Raw genomic sequence first — 17,357 nt, 5'->3', positions numbered from 1 at the left:
ATTTAATTAGTGTATTTAATTTCTTTAGTTACTGTTTTTTAAAGGAACTGTAATGGAATTGAGATAGCAACATAATCGGCATTACGTTAACATGGATGTACTGAAAATATTAGCGTTATTTGTCGATATATAACTAAAAAAGACAATTTGAGTAATATGGATGACTGATGCGGGTAAAAAAAGGCAGTAGAAAATCCCTATTTTAAGTGTCCATTTCTGCGGACTTTGAACAACCGTTTATAAAATAAAAATGAAAATGGTGGGAACATCATATGATATATATACAATACAATAGAGTTTTAAATCGTACGCCCAAAAAGAGTATTTTACATACGTATTTTATAATGGACGGAGGTGCTTTTAAATGATAGCAAGCACTTCAGTTCAAGAACAACCTCTTGAAGAGTTGGTAGCATCAATTCAGCAAGGGGATACGGCAGCGCAAAATTATTTACTGCGTACATATCAACCATTTATTGCAAAATGTGTTTCGGAAGTATGCAAACGATACATAGATCCAAAGAGAGATGATGAATTTAGTATAGGGCTTTCTGCGTTTAATGAAGCTATCTTTTCTTTTTCCGCAGACCGGGGAAGTTCTTTTTTATCCTTTGCTAAGCTTGTTATAAAAAGAAAAGTAATTGATTACATTCGCTATAATCAAAAAAGACCTTCATCTATTTCACTTGATGAGAATTTTGACGAGGAGCTTATGGAAAATCCATTAGAAGTTGCCGTTGTAAAGGATAAGTATAATCAGGAATTAGATGCTGTTTATCGTAAAGAAGAAATCATGGAGTTTAAGGAAAAGCTGCGTGAATATAAGTTGACATTGGTTGAACTGACAGAGGTCTCTCCCAAACATAGAGATGCACGGGATTCTGCAGTAAGGACTGCTAGAATTCTTTATCATGATAAGCATTTAAATGAATATGTTTGCCGCAAAAAGAAACTTCCGATTAAAGAGCTTGTAAAAAAAGTAGATGTCAGCAAAAAGACATTGGAACGGAATCGGAAATTTATTTTAGCAATATTCATTGTGTTAAGTGGAGACTACATCTATCTTAAGGATTATCTTAAGGGAGTGGGGCAATGAAAAAAGGAATTGTGATGGAGCTCCATCACAACTATACGATTATTATGACCAAGGAGGGTTCCTTTTTAAAAGCGAAGCCATGTGAAAAAGGTGTAATAATCGGGGAGGAAGTCGCCTATGAACCGCTGGAACTCAATAAGGGGCATATTTCCGTTTTTTATTCTTGGAGTATGTTGAAGACACCGGTTAAAATATTTCTCATGACATGTGTCATATTGTTACTTATACTACCTTTTTATTTGCTTTCAGGTGAAAGTGAATCTTATGCATACGTGACATTGGATATGAACCCTAGTATTGAGATGGAAGTAAATGATAAATTTAATGTGCAATCGATACGGGCTCTAAATGATGAAGCCTTGATAATTGTGGAAGAGCTGACAAATTATCAAGATGAATTCCTGGAAGAGGTAATTGGGCGTATATTAGCTATCAGTGAGCAAACAGGATTAGTGAATGATGAAAAAAATATGGTAGTCGGCTTTAGCTTTGTTGATGGAGTACCTGATCGAAACACCTTTATACCACTGGAATTGGAGAACTTCTTTGAAAGTATACCTGAATGGGAAATAGCTACATTGTTAATTCCGCAAAAAATCAGGGAGCAAGCAAAGGAAGAATCAGCTTCAATGAATGAAGTAATGGCTTTAGAAATCCTGGATGAGGATACAGCTGCAGATGATTTACCATCAATTTCTTCTGATGATAGAGCAATTATTGATACTTTTTTTAATGAGGAAGATTCAGATGATAAAAATTCGTCGCGGTTAGAGAATAAAAAAAACTTTACCAGAATTTACGATATTGTAATTACCAAAATATGATTAAAAAGGAAAAGCACTTGAAGCCGTGCTTTTCCTTTTTTATATTTCCATCATGACTGGTGGGGTATATTTCATCGCATGGTCTATATAATAAAGCAATGTATCATGCGTGTTAATTACTTTAGACTCATCGAGTGAATAGTGATAAGCATTTAAAAATTGTTCAATCTTTTTGGAAAGAATATCATCCTTTGTTCGAACCATTAGTACGAGTAGATCATCCCATTGGCCCCACAGTGTATAATATAAAGCTTTGTCATAGTCTGGAATCAACTTTTCCCCCTCCTTCATTTAAAGGGTTACTAATTAGGCTTCCCGCTTTTTATATATAATGCGTGTCATTTATTTGGTGTGAATGCCAATTAAAGGATGCAGGAATTCAAGCATAGGAATGCATCTCCGTTACATACTAAGAGCAAATGCATAAGGAGGAATTCATGATGAAATGGAAACTCATAAGTATCGCTGCTGCGACTTTTTTTACTTTAACAGCTTGCCAAGCAACAGATAATAATGCTCGAGATAATGCAACAGGTCCCAATGACAATATTGAACAAACAAGGTTTTACAACAATGCTGGTGAAGGAATGACGAATGTTCGAAATTATGCATTGGATCGTGATTCCGAACGGTTCCAGAATCGGGATAACGATGGAAACCGAGCAAATGAGCAAAACCAATATGATATTTCAGAAGAGGCTGCAGAGCGAATTACGAACGAGATCAAAGGTATTGACCGCGCATATGTACTAACAACAGATAATAATGCATATGTAGCTGCAACTCTTGACACAAACCGCGATACAAATCGTGGAACACGTGATAATGGTGAAGAACTTACGGATGAAGTAAAAGAAAAAATTGGAGATGTTGTAAAGTCTGTGGATCGTGACATTGATAATGTATATGTATCCACGAATCCTGATTTTATTGATTTAACGAATAATTATGTTGATGATGTTAACAACGGCGAGCCAGTTGAAGGGTTTTTCGATCAGATGGGAAATATGATTGAACGACTTTTTCCGCAGAATAGACGATAATAATAAAGGGTGTTCCATAAATGGAGCACTCTTTTCTTATGGTTTTTAATAAAAGCTTTGTCACAAATCGGAACCTGTGGTATAGTACATACATATAATCCTTAGTAATCTTAGTTAGTTACTTTGATTTAATAAACTTCGGAGTTGATAAAAAATGGGGAGAGAGTTTATTGAGTTATTTGAAGAGTGGGCGGAGGATTATGATAAAAGTGTAGTTGGGGAAGATCCGCAATATGCTGAGGTTTTTGTTAATTATGATGCAATCCTGAATGAAGTAGTGGAACAGAGTGTTGGCAGGGTATTGGAATTTGGGGTTGGAACAGGAAATTTATCCAAGAAGCTTTTACAGGCCGGGCACGATATTATTGGAATTGAACCTTCGAAAGAAATGAGAACCATTGCAAAAAAGAAAATTCCAGGTTTGACTATTCTTGATGGTGACTTTTTAATCTATCCGACACCTGCTGAAAAGATTGAGACGATTACAAGTACGTATGCCTTTCATCATTTAACAGATGAGGAGAAGGCGATTGCGACTAAACAATTTGCAGAATTACTACCACCAAATGGAAAAGTTGTTTTTGGAGATACGATGTTTAAAACGGAAGCTGATAAAGAAATGCAAATAAAATACGCTATGGAAAAAAGACATTATGACCTGGCTGAAGATTTAAATCGTGAATACTATCCCACATTGGATACAATGAAGAATGCTTTTGAAAAGCATGGATTTGATGTATCATTTAGGCAAATGAATAATTTTGTTTGGGTATTAACCGCAAGCAAAAAATAAAAATGTGGGGAGTAATGAAATAATGACAAAAAAAATGAATGTGGAAAGCTTTAATCTTGATCACACAAAAGTAAAGGCGCCATATGTAAGATTAGTTGGTATTACAGAAGGTTCAAATGGTGATAAAGTTCACAAATATGATATCCGTTTTAAACAGCCAAATAAGGAGCATATGGAAATGCCAGGCCTTCATTCTTTGGAGCATTTGATGGCTGAGAACATTCGGAATCATGCAGATAGTGTTCTTGATATTGGACCAATGGGATGCCAGACTGGCTTTTATTTATCATTAATCAATCATGACAATTATGATGACGTATTAACGATGCTTGAAAAAACGCTAACGGATGTACTTGAAGCGACTGAAGTACCTGCATGCAATGAAGTGCAATGCGGCTGGGCTGCAAGCCATAGCTTGGAAGGTGCAAAAGAAATCGCTAAGGAAATGTTAAGCAAGCGTGACGAATGGCATGAAGTATTTTAATAACCTCTAAAATGTAATGTGAGGCGAAACGAAATGGCTCTGTATAAATCCATACATGAACTGATTGGGGATACCCCGTTATTAGAGATTAGAAATTTTAATTTGCCAGAAGAAGTACGTTTATTTGCAAAGCTTGAATATTTTAACCCAGGTGGCAGTGTGAAGGATCGATTAGGTGTTGCTTTGATTGATGATGCAATAAAACGTGGGGCATTACCAGAAGGCGGTGTAATTATTGAGCCAACTGCAGGTAATACCGGTATTGGACTTGCGATTGCAGCCCTTAATAAAAGAATTTCTGTCATATTTTGTGTTCCAGAACATTTTAGCAAAGAAAAACAGCAACTGATGCAAGCATTAGGAGCGGAAATTGTTCATACACCGCGTAAACTGGGAATGAAGGGTGCTATTGAAAAGACAGAACAATTACTAAATGAAATTCCAAATAGTTTTTCACCAAGACAGTTCTCAAATCCAGCTAACCCAATGACGTATTATCAGACACTTGCTCCAGAAATCTGGAGGGAGCTTGATGGGGAATTGGATGTATTTGTTTCTGGTGCTGGGTCTGGTGGAACATTTACAGGTATAGCATCATTTCTAAAGGAAAAAAATCCTGACGTTAAAACGGTCATCGTTGAGCCGGAGGGTTCTATTATCAATGGCGGCCAATCAGGTCCACATTTAACGGAAGGGATTGGGATGGAATTTCTTCCAGATTATATGAATCGCGAGCATTTTGATGATATTTATACGATTACAGATAAGGATGCTTTTACGATGGTGAAGAAGCTTGCAGCAAAAGAAGGACTTCTTGTTGGAAGTTCTTCAGGTTCTGCGATGGCTGCAGCCCTAAATGAGGCAAAAAATGCTAAACCTGGAACCACAATTGTTACAATCTTTCCTGATTCGAGTGACCGTTATCTAAGTAAGCAAATATATGAACAATTTTAGAAATTAAGGGGGAATAATCATGCGAGCAAAAACGAAAATGATTCATGGTGGTATAACGGGGGATGAACAAACAGGAGCTGTTTCTGTGCCGGTTTATCAAGTAAGTACGTATAAGCAGGAGGAAGCAGGTAAGCATCGAGGGTATGAATATTCAAGAACAGGCAATCCTACTCGCCATGCCCTGGAGACAGTGATTGCCGACCTTGAAAATGGCAAAGCAGGCTTTGCCTTTGGTTCAGGAATGGGTGCTATGACATCTGTTATGATGTTATTTAACGCTGGAGATCATGTTGTATTAACTGACGATGTCTATGGTGGCTCTTATCGTTTGATGTCAAAAGTGCTTAATCGTTTTGATTTAGGGCACACGTTTACTAACACAAGCTCTGCTGAAGCAGTTGAAGCTGCCATACAAGAGAATACAAGGGCAATATTTGTAGAAACACCTACAAATCCATTATTGAAGATTACGGATATTCGAAAAATGGCAGAGATTGCAAGAAAGCATGATGTACTTTTGATTGTGGATAATACGTTTGCAACACCGTATTGGCAGCGTCCATTAGATTTAGGTGCAGATATTGTACTTCACAGTGCAACGAAGTATATCGGGGGACATAGTGATGTTGTGGCTGGGTTAGTGATTGTAAACACAGAAGAGCTTGCAGAACAGCTTCATTTTATCCAAAATTCAGTTGGTGCTGTACTTGGACCGCAGGATTCCTGGCTCATTATGCGAGGGATTAAAACACTGGCTATTCGGATGGAAGCAATTGAGGCAAATACGAAAAAAATCGTTTCGTTTCTGGAAAAACACGAAAGTGTCTCCACTATTTATTATCCGGGACGTGAGCGTCACCCAGGACATGAAATTGCTAAGGAGCAGACAACTGGGTTTGGCGGAATGGTGTCATTTGATGTTGGAAGTGCTGAAAAAGCAGATGAAGTACTTGGTAAGGTAAACTATTTTACATTAGCCGAAAGTCTTGGTGCTGTCGAAAGCTTGATTTCTGTCCCAGCTAAAATGACACATGCTTCAATTCCCGCTGAGCGGAGAAAAGAGCTTGGAATTACAGATGGATTAATTCGTATATCGGTTGGAATTGAGGATGCTGATGACTTAATTGATGATTTAAAATTTGCATTAAGCAATAAACAGGAACAGCTCATTTAAGGAGCTGTTCTTTTTCTTTTCCATTATGCTAAAATAGGCTATATATTAATTTGATTGTGGAGGAATGTCTAATGAGTGAAAAAGCTTTGGACTATTTGAAGGACAACCGAGAACGTTTATTAAACAAATTAAGTGATTTCCTGGCGATTCCGAGTGTAAGCACCGATAGCGCATATAAAGAAGATGTCAATCGGGCGGCAGACTTTATTGTTACATATTTAAAGGAGATTGGCTTTGATGAGATAGAAAAGCAGGAGACAGAAGGACATCCGCTTGTATATGCTGCCTACAATGGAGCAGGGGAAGATGCGCCAACAGTACTTTTTTATGGACATTATGATGTTCAGCCAGTGGATCCGATAGATCAATGGAAAAGTGATCCTTTTCAGGCAGAGGTTAGAGATGGCCGCCTGTATGCACGTGGTTCAAGTGATGATAAGGGACAAGTATTTATGCACTTGGCAGTATTTGAAGCGTACATGAAAACAGAAGGAAAATTGCCTCTCAATGTAAAAGTTTGTATTGAAGGGGAAGAAGAAATTGGAAGCGAGAATTTATATAACATTTTACAAAAGAAAAAAGAGCAATTCCAAGCAGATTTTGCAGTTATTTCTGATTCCGGTATGGCTGCGAAAAATCAGCCTACGATACTATATGGGTTAAAAGGATTTACAGGCATTGAAATCACTGTAAATGGACCTGACCATGATTTGCATTCTGGGATGTATGGTGGGGCAGTAAGGAATCCAATTATCGCATTAAGCCATATCCTCGCATCGATGAAGGATGAAAATGAAGTAATCACAGTAGATGGCTTCTATGACGATGTAGAGCCATTGAGTGATGCGGAAAGAAAATTAATGGAACAGGCTCCTAGTGAGGATTTTGCAAAAGCAACTGGTATACCTGAAACTGTATCTGAAAAAGGATATACGGCAAAAGAACATACGATGGGGCGTCCGACATTTGAAATAAATGGAATTTACGGAGGGTATCAAGGGGAAGGAACGAAAACAATCATCCCGTCTTCTGCAACTGCAAAAATAACTTGCAGACTTGTTCCAGGACAAGACCCGAACGAGATTCAAAGCTTACTGGAAGCACATGTAAATAAGGTTGCTCCAGCAGGCGTGACAGTAGAAGTGAAAAAAGAAAAACTATCATCTAAAGCATATAAAGTGGAGCCAAATCATCCGCTTATTAAAAAGGCAGCAACTAGCTATACGAAGGCTTTCGGCAAGGAAACCATATTCATTCGCATGGGAGGTTCGATCCCTGTTGTCGAATGGATAGAAAAAATCTACAATATGCCAATTGTTTTATTAGGGTTTGGAACACCAGAAGATCGATTGCATTCACCAAATGAAAGCTTCCCATTAGATAGCTTTGATAAGGGGATGGAAACACTCGTATACTATTGGCATGAAATTAATAAGTAATAACAAAAGTGCAGATTAGCAACATACAGACTGTGTCCCGTACTGTAGGGGAGTTTGACATGCCGAACATGCTTTTCGCTGGGAGTGGATGTCTGATCCGGTATTAAGCTATACACAGAATACGCTAAGCATTAAAAAAGTTACCCCGTTTCTCAATTTCGGATCCGGGGTAACTTTGTAGTAAAGACAAATTAAATGAGGGGACAGCCTCTGCAAAGGAGAGAGTGGAAATGAAATATGCTATTGTTACTGGGGTTTCTAAAGGACTTGGGGAATCGATTGCTAAGCTGTTCATGGATTTAAACATTCATGTGATAGGTCTTTCTCGAAGTGTTAATAAACAGTTGGAGAATCATGGGGATTTATTCACGCATATCTCATGTGATCTGGCTAACGTTGATACATTGGATTCCGTATGTGATGAAATCAGCGATATTATCTTTTCGGAAGAAACGACAACGATTTATTTAGTAAATAATGCTGCTACAGTAGAGCCGATTGATCAATCGATGCATATAAAGACAGCAGACCTTACAAAGCATGTGAAGCTTAATACGATTGCTCCGATGGCAATAACGAATTATTTTCTCCAGAAGACAACTGAAAAAGGGTTACAGTTAATCAGTGTTGCAATTACTTCTGGGGCAGCCGAAAAACCATCCTATGGGTGGAGTGCCTACTGTTCAACAAAAGCCAGTCTGAATATGTATATAAAAACCGCAGCACTTGAACAAGAAGAATTGGCGACTGGTCATAAAGTAATCGCATTCAGTCCAGGAATTATGGACACAGATATGCAAGAAAAAATTCGATCAAGCTCTGAAGATGCATTTGCCGATGTGGAGCAGTTTAAAGGATTTAAAGATCAGAATCTGCTGAAGGATACAGACTTAGTTGGCGGTGTTGTTGTTGATATTTTAATGGATGATGATGTGGAAAACGGCAAAATTTATCATGTTAGGAATTATATTTGACAATATTACAGGAAAAATAATGAGTAAATAGCCCTCCCAATTTAATCGACGCTGCATAAAGTAAAGTAGTCTTGAAAATAGGGAGGGGAAAAAATGGGTAAAGATGTTGGTGGAGAAAGCAAAGGTTTCGGCTCTGGCGGTTTCGCTTTGTTAGTCGTATTATTCATTTTATTAATAATCATTGGCACCGCTTATACAGGCGGAGGCAATGGTGGGTACTGTTGCTAACAATTGAGTAGAGTTAGATGAAAGGCTTTGGCATGACATCATAAAAAAAGCTGGGACATAACTAAAGTGTTTTATGTTAAAGACGAACGATGCAAACTTAGCGCAGGAAATATATATAGACTTCAGCGGGAGGAAAAGCATTGGTGAGGCTCCTCCATGTGATAGCACAAAGGGGCTCGCCAGCCAACTCTGGATGTGCGAAGTATATATTTCCGGAGCGGGTTAATTGCAACATTTCGTAAAAATACTTTTGTCCCAGCTTTTTTTTACATAGAAGAATCTGTCATGTAATTTACATTTGTTGATTACTTATGAATAGGATGTTAGGGTAGACTGTTACTGAAAGTAATTTCATTTTATGATAAACTTTATTTTGGCAGATAAGAAAGTATAAAACTTTTCTACCTGCATTAATTGCAACTAAGGCATCCGCTTAGGAGGCTGGCACTACAAAGTATAAGGGCTTCTAAGAAAGCAAAGAACGCTTTTGTAAGATACCTTTTAACGAATGCCAAGTTTTCTAATATATTTCCTGTGGTTAACTTTAATTACATTATAAAAGTGTTGGAATTTTGACGATAGAAGAGAGGAAGATAAGCAATGATTACAAGAAAAAGTAAACGTGAGATCGAGCAAATGCAAGCTGCAGGTGATGTACTTGTTGCATGTCATAAAGCTTTAGCCGAAATGATAAAGCCCGGTGTTACAACAATGGAAATTGATGAATTTGTTGAAAAGTTCCTGGCTGAACGAGGCGCCACACCAGAACAAAAAGGCTATAATGGCTACCCGTATGCAATCTGTGCATCGATTAATGATGAAATATGCCATGGCTTTCCAAGGGACGAAAAATTAAAAGATGGAGATATCGTTACCATTGATATGGTTGTCAACCTCAATGGCGGCTTAGCTGATTCAGCATGGACGTATGCAGTTGGAGAAGTCGATGGTGTAGGAAAACGTCTTATGGAGGTTACGAAAACAGCGCTATATAAAGGAATTGAACAAGCACAGGTAGGAAATCGTATTGGGGACATTGGTCATGCGATTCAAACGTACGCAGAAGGAGAGGGGTTTTCTGTGGTTCGTGACTTTACGGGACATGGAATTGGACCAACCATTCATGAGGATCCGCATATTCCGCATTTCGGCTTGCCTAATAAAGGGTTACGCCTTAAAGAGGGCATGGTTATCACCATTGAACCAATGATCAATGAGGGAAGCTGGGAAAGTCAAATGGATGCGAATAACTGGACGGCGAGAACAATCGATAAAGGTCGCTCGGCACAATATGAGCATACGATTGTAATTACAAAGGACGGACCGCTGTTAACAACGGATCAAGACAAGAAATAATACGTTCCAGGGAGTGGATTGGGTATGCGTGTTGTATCTCTCTGTCCGAGCAATACAGAGGTTTTAGCATATTTAGGAAAACTTGATGTGTTAGTTGGTGTAGATGATTATTCAGACTGGCCGAATATGGTATTGGATTTACCGAAAGTCGGTCCAGATCTCTCAATTGATATGGACAAAGTGGAAGCATTGCAGCCAAACCTCATATTAGCGTCTTTGAGTGTTCCTGGGATGGAAAAGAATATCGATGGGTTGAATGCTAGAAAGCTTCCTTATATTATTTTGAATCCAAATTCTTTAGAAGAAATAGCAAATGATATTCGAGTAGTTGGAGAAGCACTAAATGACGCAAGGCTTGGAGATAAAAAAGCTGGAGAATTTCTTGCAGAAGTGAAAGCTTTTAAAGAAAAGGCATTTGAAGAAGATCATACACCATCATTATATTGGGAATGGTGGCCAAAACCAGTATTTACCCCAGGGCGTGTAAACTGGCTAACAGAAATAAGTCAATTGGCAGGAGCGGAAAACATCTTCGCAACCGAGCATGTTGCTAGCTTTCAAACAGACTGGGAAGATGTAAGAAAAAGAGACCCAGACCATATTTGTATGGTTTGGGTAGGGATAAAAGAAGAAAAGATGCGACCGGAATTAGTAAAGATGCGTCCCGGTTGGAATGAAATGAAGGCAATACGAAATAACAATATACATGTTTTAGAAGAATCACTTTTTTGCAGACCATCACCAAGGCTGCTTGAAGGCTTGAAAAAGTTATCTGATATAATCTGAGGCTTTTCCTTATTGGAAAAGCCTCTATTTTTATTGAATCAGCGAATCTGTATATCCAAAACCTGAAAAAACAAGTATTCAAAAGTATAACAGAGCGCTACTTATCAAAAAAAGCGAACAAGGTCTTGAACTTCTCTAGCAGCGAGCACCCATCAAAGTATCCGATAATCTCAAATGACTGAATTCAAGATATTGAGTCACAGCTCTTTAGCTGATATTTACATCTGTTTTTTCAATGTCGCTGTTTTTGCTCCAAATAAAACAGTTATTACAGGGCTAAGCAGGCAGAAGAATGCAAATGGCAAATATTCAAGAACAGAAACACCGAGTACATCTGCAATAAATACACCGCAAACACTCCAAGGAACGAGTGGATTAATCACAGTTCCTGCATCTTCCAAAGATCTAGAAAGAGCTTTTTTAGTCAGACCAGCTTTTTCATAGACCGTTTTAAATGTTTCGCCAGTTAACAAAATAGATAAATATTGTTCACCGATCAGAACGTTTACTCCAATTGCTGTTGCGGCAGTTGCACCGATAATAGATCGTGCTTTACGTAATTTTTCCTGAAAAGCTGCTAGCATAGCGGGAATAATCCCAGTTACAAATAATAGGCCACCAAAGCTTAATGCCAAAATAACGAGTGAAATCGTAAAGAGCATACTGTCTATGCCGCCTTTGGACAGCAGTTCATTAACCGGTTCAAAATTTGTAGTTCCTGTGTAGCCATTAAACCAATACGCCCAAATTTCTGACCAAGTATGTTCACTTATTATTCGAGCTAAAAATGTTGCCGTTAAGCTGCTGATGGTTAATGCAATAAATGCCTGGACTTTAATAATCGTGCAAATAACGAGAACAATTAATGGAATCCAAGATAACCAGTGAATTAAGCCAGAAGCCTGTAACGCCTCTTGATAAGTCGCGATGCTTTGTAACGAGGTGCTTTGTTCTGGTGATAATAAAATAAATAAAATAAACGAAATAATAAAAGCTGGTATCGTTGTTAGACTGATATGCCTGATATGCTCGAATAAATCCACTCCAACAATACTGGAGGCAAGATTGGTTGTATCGGACAGCGGTGACATTTTATCACCGAAAAAAGCACCAGAAACGATTGCTCCTGCTGTAATAGCTAAGGAAACTTCCATGGCTCCTGCCATTCCAATAAAAGCAACTCCGACTGTTGCAGTAGTCGTTAGTGAACTACCGAGTGCTACTCCTATAATTGCAGTTACTGCAAAGACAATTCCATAAAACCAAGTACCTCCAATGATAGTGAACCCAGCATTAATTAATGCTGGAATAGTGCCACTAACAATCCAACTGCTGATTAGAATACCAATTAGGAAGAATAAGAAAATAGCTCCCATTCCCGATTGTGAACCTGAAATCATGGCATTTTGCAGATCTTTAAATGAGATTTTTTTAAGTAAACCGTATGCGATCAGTATAAATATACCGATTAAAATAGGGATATGTGGCACAGTCTTTAATCCAATGATAAAGTAGCTGATTAAACCAATGATAAGTATAAAAAAGAAAATGGCTTCAATAAATAAAGGCTGATGTTTTGGGTTAATGGGAATCATGATGTATTACTCCTTCTGAAAAATAATATTGAACGAAAGGGACGCAGCAATTAGATATGATGCTGATTTTCCAAAACAAAAAAGCTCCGTCCCTAATAAAAGGGACGAAGCTATGCTCCGCGTTACCACCCTGATTGGTGAAAATAAATCCACCCGCTCATTGTATGCCATCCATAGAATTGTACATGCTAACACATTCTGCATGTACAAAACAGGATTTGTAATTCAACTATTTTCCGCCAAAGCTCGCACCATCCGCTTTGTCTCTGTTCCTTGCTGAAAAATAATCTACTGCGAATCCCTAGGATAAATTACGTAATTCAATTATGTAATATTGACTATACATGCTCCATTCTTCATTTGTCAATACCTCCTATAAGATAGAATCCTTCCATTTTATAGAAGATTCAGTTATAATATAAAGAATTTTAGCTCGAGGGGGTGCAAGAAATTGTGTTAAAAGAAGAACAGCACACATTTACTTCTATACATATGATTCGAAAAGGATTTACAACTGGATTTCCAATAATTCTCGGTTATTTACCAGTTGCGATTACATATGGAGTTCTTGCCAAACAGGCAGGGATGTCACTAACAGAATTAACCTTAATGAGTGCCTTGGTATATGCAGGTGCCAGTCAGTTTATGGCAGTAAATATGTTTGCAGTTGGGACGGGTGCATTGGAAATTATTATTGCAACCTTTGTCCTGAATTTCCGGCATTTTGTCATGAGTCTATCCTTTATGAATCAGCTCAAAAAAATTAACCTAAAATGGAAAATACCGTTAACATTGGGGTTGACCGATGAATCGTTCGCAGTCTCTGCAATGAATCCGAAAGAAGCAAGCATGAAAAAGGGAGCATTATTTTATGGCACCATTCTTGCGAGTGCATATATATCGTGGGTTCTTGGTTCTCTGCTGGGAGGTTTGCTTGGAGATGTAATTCCTGAAAAGCTTAGTCAAAGTATGGGGATTGCCTTGTATGCAATGTTTATTGGCCTGCTTATCCCATCCATTAAACAGGAAAAAAGAGTAGCTGCAATAGCGATTCTTGCAATGCTGATTAACGCAGGATGTGTTCAGCTGGGTATGAGTACAGGCTGGGCGATTGTTGCTGGGACGATCATTGGCGGGTTTAGCGGGATTTATTTCTTGAAGGAGGGGCGAGCATGATTATTTTGATGATTGTTGGCATGTCAATAGCTACGATGCTCCCAAGAGTTATTCCGGCAGCTATCATTGAAAAAATGCAGTTTCGCCCCTGGATTAATAAATGGCTCAGTGCAATTCCATATGCAGCTTTGGGTGCTTTAATTTTCCCTGGTATTATGTCAGTTAAACCGGATGAGCCGCATCACGGGATTATTGGTGGGCTTGTGGCAATCATTTTGGCATACCTTGGATTAAATGTTATTTTAGTTGTCATAGGGGCAATTCTTACTGTATTTCTGCTGTCATTTTAAACCAGAAGAGGCATAGGTGAGACACCGATGTGCGTAGCGCAAGAGGGCTCACCAGCTGCCGGTGGATCGGCGAAGATATTTCCTTAGCCGAGTATAATCGGATTTTTTTCTATGTTTCAACAATATTATATGTCTTCATTTTTCTTCATATGGTTCTATATGAATATGAGCATGTGTGATACGATGTTTTTTATATAAATACGCTTCAATTCTTTCCGTAATACGGTGACTCTCAGCTACGTTCAACATTGGATCAACTAAAATAGTGATCTCAATTAATGCTTGATTACCATGGACTCTCCCTTTTACATCAACGACTTTTATAACCTCCGGAACTTTTATAATGCTTTTTTTAATCATTTCCAGCTGTTCTTCATCGAACCCATCTGTCAGGGTATGTGTGGCATCCTTGAAAATATCCCATGCTGTTTTGCAAATAATAATTCCGACAATCATTCCAGCTAATGGATCGAGCCAGAAAAGTCCAAACTGTGCTCCGAAGATGCCGATAAAAGCACCGATACTTACAAGAGCATCTGAGCGGTTATCTTGTGCAGCAGCATGTAAAGAGCTGCTTTCAATCCGTTTAGCAAGCTTAGCATTATAACGATATACAAGGAACATAACTGCTGCAGAACCTAAAGCAGTCCATGCTGTTAACATGCTTGGCTGTGCATCCTCAACAGCGATCATACTTTTAAGAGTATCATATATTACTTGTACACCGATAAACATCATTACAAATGCTGCAAATAATGCTGCAACGGTTTCCGCACGGTAATGTCCATAACGATGATTCTCATCTGGTGGCTTCCTGGAAATTTTTAATCCGATTAACACAGCAATGGAAGCAATTACATCTGTCGTATTATTTAATCCATCTGCATAAAGGGCAGCTGAGTCACCAATTGTAGCGATATATAGTTTAATAATGGCAAGCGAAATATATGCAAAAATGCTTAGCCATGCACCTTTTTCGCCCATTTTCAGGTTTTCTGAATGATTCATCCTAAATGCCTCCACATTTAATTATTACCATTTCTCGTAGCTTTAACAGTCTATCAGAGCAAGTTATGGTGGGTCTAGAGAAACATTCAAGCATCTGGTTATATGTATTGAATGATGTGAAGGATGTTTACAGAGGGAAAATTATGAGCAAAAACACTGGAGCATGACTTGTCTGTTATCCATTATTTCCTGGCAGTAGAAACAATTAGCCTAAAAAAGGTTATTTTAGTTGAAATTATTCTAAAAATTTAGGATAATAGTAAAAAGGGAACAAAGGGGGCATGTTCCATGAAGAAGGAAAAAATAGTTTATCGATTTTATCGTTATGAAGGTGAAAAACTGCAAGCAAAAAGGGAAATTCCTTATGAATTAAGACTCTTTTCCCGATTGATTTTGGATGAGCTTTGTTTTAACTGGAATAAAAATCGATTAGAAGAAGACATCAATAGCTCCATTGAAAAAGGAAATAAAGAAGAATTTATTAAAGCAAGTGAAGCTTACAGACATTTTATATGGGAATAACAATACCAAGTCTTACCGTTATGGTAAGGCTTTTTCTTGCTGCTTAACTGGACTTGTACGATAATAAACAGCTCGGAATCTCTCTTTTAACCTGTAATTATTATTTTTGTAAATTTTGCAATGTTGTTATCTATGGAGAGGAAAAGTTTGGTATGCTAACAAAAGGGGTGAAAATATTGGTTTACAAAAAGAAAATACAACGCAGCTGGATGTTATATGATTTTGGTAATTCAGCTTTTGCAACAACAATCATGGCAGCTGTACTTCCAGTTTATTATTCGAGTGTAGCTGCTTCTGGCTTGGAAGATGGATTAGCTACAAGCTATTGGGGCTATTCACAATCCATTTCCGTTTTAGTTGTTGCTGTGCTGGCACCGATATTGGGAGCTATCAGTGATTTCTCTGCAGCAAAGAAGAAATTTCTTCAGTTTTTTGCATTTATGGGTATTATAGCAAGTATTTTACTGTTCTTTGTTGGGGAAGGGGATTATATATTAGCTTCTGTATTATTTATTGTTGGTTCAATCGGTTTTTCTGGTGCGAATGTCTTCTATGATGGCTTTCTTCCAGAAATCGCATCGAAGGATGAAATTGATCGTGTTTCATCCGGTGGATTTGCCTATGGATACATAGGTGGGGGAATATTATTAGCGATTAATGTTTTAATGATTCTGAACCCTGGCTGGTTTGGGCTGCCTGATACGGAGATGTCTACTCGTGTTGCTTTTATTACTGTTGGAATCTGGTGGTTGGTCTTTTCCATTCCACTTATTAAAAACATACGTGAAGAAAAGAAAGTTGATGTAAAACGGGACCAATCATATATTGCGATTGGCTTTTCCCGAGTGGGAAATACATTTAAAGAAATAAAGCAATATAAACAGCTGCTTATTTTTCTGCTTGCTTTCTGGCTTTATAATGATGGGATATCAACGATTATCCGGATGGCTACTGTGTATGGCAGTGAAATTGGAATAGCGCAAAATGATTTGATTATCGCCTTATTAATTACACAATTTGTTGGTATTCCATTTACATTTTTCTTTGGCTGGCTAGCTTCTAAAATCACAGCAAAAAAAGCATTAAACATTACGTTATTTGTCTATCTTGGCATTGTTATTATTGGCTACTTTATGACATCTGCATTGCATTTTTATATTTTGGCTATTGTAGTCGGAATGGTACAAGGTGGAGCACAATCATTGAGTCGCTCCATTTTTGGACGGATGGTTCCAGCAAACAAACACGCTGAATTCTTTGGTTTTTATGGAATATCCTCTAAGTTCGCAGCTGTGATTGGTCCATTCATGTTTGCATTTGTAGGTCAAATAACTGGAAGCAGCCGACTTGGAATTGTTTCACTTATTGTTTTCTTTATTGCAGGTCTGATTATACTTAGGTCTGTTGATATTGAAAAAGGAATCCAGGATGCAGAACGGATGACAAATCTAAAAGGGAAAGTCGAAGTTAAACCGAAGTAACCCAATACTGTCTGTTACATTAGGAAAAAAATTTAGCTGGGCATAAACAGGTTATTGTTTATGCCCAGCTATCTATATATAACCTTTGAGCTTGTTTGCTCGAAGAATTAATTGTAGTAGTGTAAATGTAAGCT

19 protein-coding genes are annotated in these 17,357 nt (G+C 37.9%); 16 read left to right on the top strand and 3 right to left on the bottom strand.

Annotation, left to right across the window (positions count from 1 at the left end):
• Positions 1–364 precede the first annotated feature (364 nt).
• Complete coding sequence (sigI, locus tag NSQ77_RS03725) at positions 365–1,096, top strand: RNA polymerase sigma factor SigI (protein WP_339228886.1); 732 nt, start codon at positions 365–367, stop codon at positions 1,094–1,096.
• Positions 1,093–1,920 carry an anti-sigma factor domain-containing protein gene (locus tag NSQ77_RS03720; protein ID WP_339228885.1) on the top strand — a complete coding sequence of 276 codons (828 nt, stop codon included), beginning with the start codon at positions 1,093–1,095 and terminating at the stop codon, positions 1,918–1,920. The genes sigI and NSQ77_RS03720 overlap by 4 nt, the downstream gene beginning before the upstream one ends.
• A gap of 39 nt (positions 1,921–1,959) precedes the next feature.
• Here NSQ77_RS03720 and NSQ77_RS03715 read toward each other — a convergent pair whose 3' ends face one another.
• Positions 1,960–2,211, bottom strand: a complete 252-nt coding sequence (locus tag NSQ77_RS03715) for a YhdB family protein (protein WP_339228884.1) — start codon at positions 2,209–2,211, stop codon at positions 1,960–1,962.
• A gap of 149 nt (positions 2,212–2,360) precedes the next feature.
• Here NSQ77_RS03715 and NSQ77_RS03710 point away from each other — a divergent pair, with 149 nt between their 5' ends.
• The 10 genes from NSQ77_RS03710 to NSQ77_RS03665 all read left to right on the top strand — a co-directional run bounded on the left by NSQ77_RS03710 (position 2,361) and on the right by NSQ77_RS03665 (position 11,151).
• Complete coding sequence (locus NSQ77_RS03710) at positions 2,361–2,963, top strand: YhcN/YlaJ family sporulation lipoprotein (protein ID WP_339228883.1); 603 nt, start codon at positions 2,361–2,363, stop codon at positions 2,961–2,963.
• 154 nt (positions 2,964–3,117) lie between these two features.
• A complete protein-coding gene (locus tag NSQ77_RS03705; RefSeq protein ID WP_339228882.1) occupies positions 3,118–3,756 on the top strand; it encodes a class I SAM-dependent methyltransferase in 639 nt (212 codons plus the stop codon).
• 22 nt (positions 3,757–3,778) lie between these two features.
• Positions 3,779–4,240: an S-ribosylhomocysteine lyase gene (locus NSQ77_RS03700; protein WP_339228881.1), complete on the top strand. Its 462-nt coding sequence runs from the start codon at positions 3,779–3,781 to the stop codon at positions 4,238–4,240.
• Positions 4,241–4,273: 33 nt separating this feature from the next.
• Complete coding sequence (locus NSQ77_RS03695; protein WP_339228880.1) at positions 4,274–5,194, top strand: cysteine synthase family protein; 921 nt, start codon at positions 4,274–4,276, stop codon at positions 5,192–5,194.
• Between the two features lie 19 nt (positions 5,195–5,213).
• Positions 5,214–6,368: a bifunctional cystathionine gamma-lyase/homocysteine desulfhydrase gene (locus tag NSQ77_RS03690; RefSeq protein WP_339228879.1), complete on the top strand. Its 1,155-nt coding sequence runs from the start codon at positions 5,214–5,216 to the stop codon at positions 6,366–6,368.
• A gap of 71 nt (positions 6,369–6,439) precedes the next feature.
• Positions 6,440–7,807 carry a dipeptidase gene (locus NSQ77_RS03685; RefSeq protein WP_339228878.1) on the top strand — a complete coding sequence of 456 codons (1,368 nt, stop codon included), beginning with the start codon at positions 6,440–6,442 and terminating at the stop codon, positions 7,805–7,807.
• 230 nt (positions 7,808–8,037) lie between these two features.
• Entirely contained in the window at positions 8,038–8,781 is a 744-nt protein-coding gene (locus tag NSQ77_RS03680) for a (S)-benzoin forming benzil reductase (RefSeq protein ID WP_339228877.1), read from the top strand.
• A 93-nt stretch (positions 8,782–8,874) separates the two neighbouring features.
• Positions 8,875–9,009 carry a YjcZ family sporulation protein gene (locus NSQ77_RS03675; RefSeq protein ID WP_339228876.1) on the top strand — a complete coding sequence of 45 codons (135 nt, stop codon included), beginning with the start codon at positions 8,875–8,877 and terminating at the stop codon, positions 9,007–9,009.
• Between the two features lie 600 nt (positions 9,010–9,609).
• Positions 9,610–10,365 carry a type I methionyl aminopeptidase gene (map, locus tag NSQ77_RS03670; RefSeq protein WP_339228875.1) on the top strand — a complete coding sequence of 252 codons (756 nt, stop codon included), beginning with the start codon at positions 9,610–9,612 and terminating at the stop codon, positions 10,363–10,365.
• Positions 10,366–10,389: 24 nt separating this feature from the next.
• Positions 10,390–11,151 carry a cobalamin-binding protein gene (locus NSQ77_RS03665; RefSeq protein ID WP_339228874.1) on the top strand — a complete coding sequence of 254 codons (762 nt, stop codon included), beginning with the start codon at positions 10,390–10,392 and terminating at the stop codon, positions 11,149–11,151.
• A gap of 218 nt (positions 11,152–11,369) precedes the next feature.
• Here the strand turns inward: NSQ77_RS03665 and nhaC are convergent, their stop codons facing one another.
• Positions 11,370–12,746, bottom strand: coding sequence for a Na+/H+ antiporter NhaC (gene nhaC / locus NSQ77_RS03660; RefSeq protein WP_339228873.1), 1,377 nt, complete (start codon positions 12,744–12,746; stop codon positions 11,370–11,372).
• A 492-nt stretch (positions 12,747–13,238) separates the two neighbouring features.
• On the opposite strand from nhaC, the gene NSQ77_RS03655 reads away from it, so the two are divergent.
• Both NSQ77_RS03655 and NSQ77_RS03650 read left to right on the top strand, forming a co-directional pair.
• The gene (locus NSQ77_RS03655; protein ID WP_339230929.1) at positions 13,239–13,922 is read left to right on the top strand and encodes an AzlC family ABC transporter permease; all 684 of its coding nucleotides are present in this window, start codon (positions 13,239–13,241) and stop codon (positions 13,920–13,922) included.
• Positions 13,919–14,212, top strand: coding sequence for an AzlD domain-containing protein (locus tag NSQ77_RS03650; protein ID WP_339228872.1), 294 nt, complete (start codon positions 13,919–13,921; stop codon positions 14,210–14,212). The genes NSQ77_RS03655 and NSQ77_RS03650 overlap by 4 nt, the downstream gene beginning before the upstream one ends.
• Positions 14,213–14,347: 135 nt before the next feature.
• Here NSQ77_RS03650 and NSQ77_RS03645 read toward each other — a convergent pair whose 3' ends face one another.
• Positions 14,348–15,220, bottom strand: a complete 873-nt coding sequence (locus NSQ77_RS03645; RefSeq protein WP_339228871.1) for a cation diffusion facilitator family transporter — start codon at positions 15,218–15,220, stop codon at positions 14,348–14,350.
• A 288-nt stretch (positions 15,221–15,508) separates the two neighbouring features.
• Here NSQ77_RS03645 and NSQ77_RS03640 point away from each other — a divergent pair, with 288 nt between their 5' ends.
• Positions 15,509–15,742, top strand: coding sequence for a hypothetical protein (locus tag NSQ77_RS03640; RefSeq protein WP_339228870.1), 234 nt, complete (start codon positions 15,509–15,511; stop codon positions 15,740–15,742).
• 176 nt (positions 15,743–15,918) lie between these two features.
• Positions 15,919–17,223 (top strand): MFS transporter, encoded by a 1,305-nt coding sequence (locus NSQ77_RS03635; RefSeq protein ID WP_339228869.1) that lies wholly within the window; start codon positions 15,919–15,921, stop codon positions 17,221–17,223.
• Positions 17,224–17,357: the final 134 nt, after the last annotated feature.

Origin of the sequence: Oceanobacillus sp. FSL K6-2867, from assembly GCF_037963145.1 — a bacterium.
Taxonomy (GTDB): domain Bacteria; phylum Bacillota; class Bacilli; order Bacillales; family Amphibacillaceae; genus Oceanobacillus.
Note: the sequence above shows the minus strand (reverse complement) of the source record. Positions and strands in the feature narration are given on the sequence as shown.

What these genes read in the sequence shown, in the direction of transcription:
- sigI (WP_339228886.1), top strand. Translation starts at nt 365, where the DNA reads ATGATAGCAAGCACTTCAGTTCAAGAACAACCTCTTGAAGAGTTGGTA.
- NSQ77_RS03720 (WP_339228885.1), top strand. Translation starts at nt 1,093, where the DNA reads ATGAAAAAAGGAATTGTGATGGAGCTCCATCACAACTATACGATTATT.
- NSQ77_RS03715 (WP_339228884.1), bottom strand. Translation starts at nt 2,211, where the DNA reads ATGAAGGAGGGGGAAAAGTTGATTCCAGACTATGACAAAGCTTTATAT.
- NSQ77_RS03710 (WP_339228883.1), top strand. Translation starts at nt 2,361, where the DNA reads ATGAAATGGAAACTCATAAGTATCGCTGCTGCGACTTTTTTTACTTTA.
- NSQ77_RS03705 (WP_339228882.1), top strand. Translation starts at nt 3,118, where the DNA reads ATGGGGAGAGAGTTTATTGAGTTATTTGAAGAGTGGGCGGAGGATTAT.
- NSQ77_RS03700 (WP_339228881.1), top strand. Translation starts at nt 3,779, where the DNA reads ATGACAAAAAAAATGAATGTGGAAAGCTTTAATCTTGATCACACAAAA.
- NSQ77_RS03695 (WP_339228880.1), top strand. Translation starts at nt 4,274, where the DNA reads ATGGCTCTGTATAAATCCATACATGAACTGATTGGGGATACCCCGTTA.
- NSQ77_RS03690 (WP_339228879.1), top strand. Translation starts at nt 5,214, where the DNA reads ATGCGAGCAAAAACGAAAATGATTCATGGTGGTATAACGGGGGATGAA.
- NSQ77_RS03685 (WP_339228878.1), top strand. Translation starts at nt 6,440, where the DNA reads ATGAGTGAAAAAGCTTTGGACTATTTGAAGGACAACCGAGAACGTTTA.
- NSQ77_RS03680 (WP_339228877.1), top strand. Translation starts at nt 8,038, where the DNA reads ATGAAATATGCTATTGTTACTGGGGTTTCTAAAGGACTTGGGGAATCG.
- NSQ77_RS03675 (WP_339228876.1), top strand. Translation starts at nt 8,875, where the DNA reads ATGGGTAAAGATGTTGGTGGAGAAAGCAAAGGTTTCGGCTCTGGCGGT.
- map (WP_339228875.1), top strand. Translation starts at nt 9,610, where the DNA reads ATGATTACAAGAAAAAGTAAACGTGAGATCGAGCAAATGCAAGCTGCA.
- NSQ77_RS03665 (WP_339228874.1), top strand. Translation starts at nt 10,390, where the DNA reads ATGCGTGTTGTATCTCTCTGTCCGAGCAATACAGAGGTTTTAGCATAT.
- nhaC (WP_339228873.1), bottom strand. Translation starts at nt 12,746, where the DNA reads ATGATTCCCATTAACCCAAAACATCAGCCTTTATTTATTGAAGCCATT.
- NSQ77_RS03655 (WP_339230929.1), top strand. Translation starts at nt 13,239, where the DNA reads ATGATTCGAAAAGGATTTACAACTGGATTTCCAATAATTCTCGGTTAT.
- NSQ77_RS03650 (WP_339228872.1), top strand. Translation starts at nt 13,919, where the DNA reads ATGATTATTTTGATGATTGTTGGCATGTCAATAGCTACGATGCTCCCA.
- NSQ77_RS03645 (WP_339228871.1), bottom strand. Translation starts at nt 15,220, where the DNA reads ATGAATCATTCAGAAAACCTGAAAATGGGCGAAAAAGGTGCATGGCTA.
- NSQ77_RS03640 (WP_339228870.1), top strand. Translation starts at nt 15,509, where the DNA reads ATGAAGAAGGAAAAAATAGTTTATCGATTTTATCGTTATGAAGGTGAA.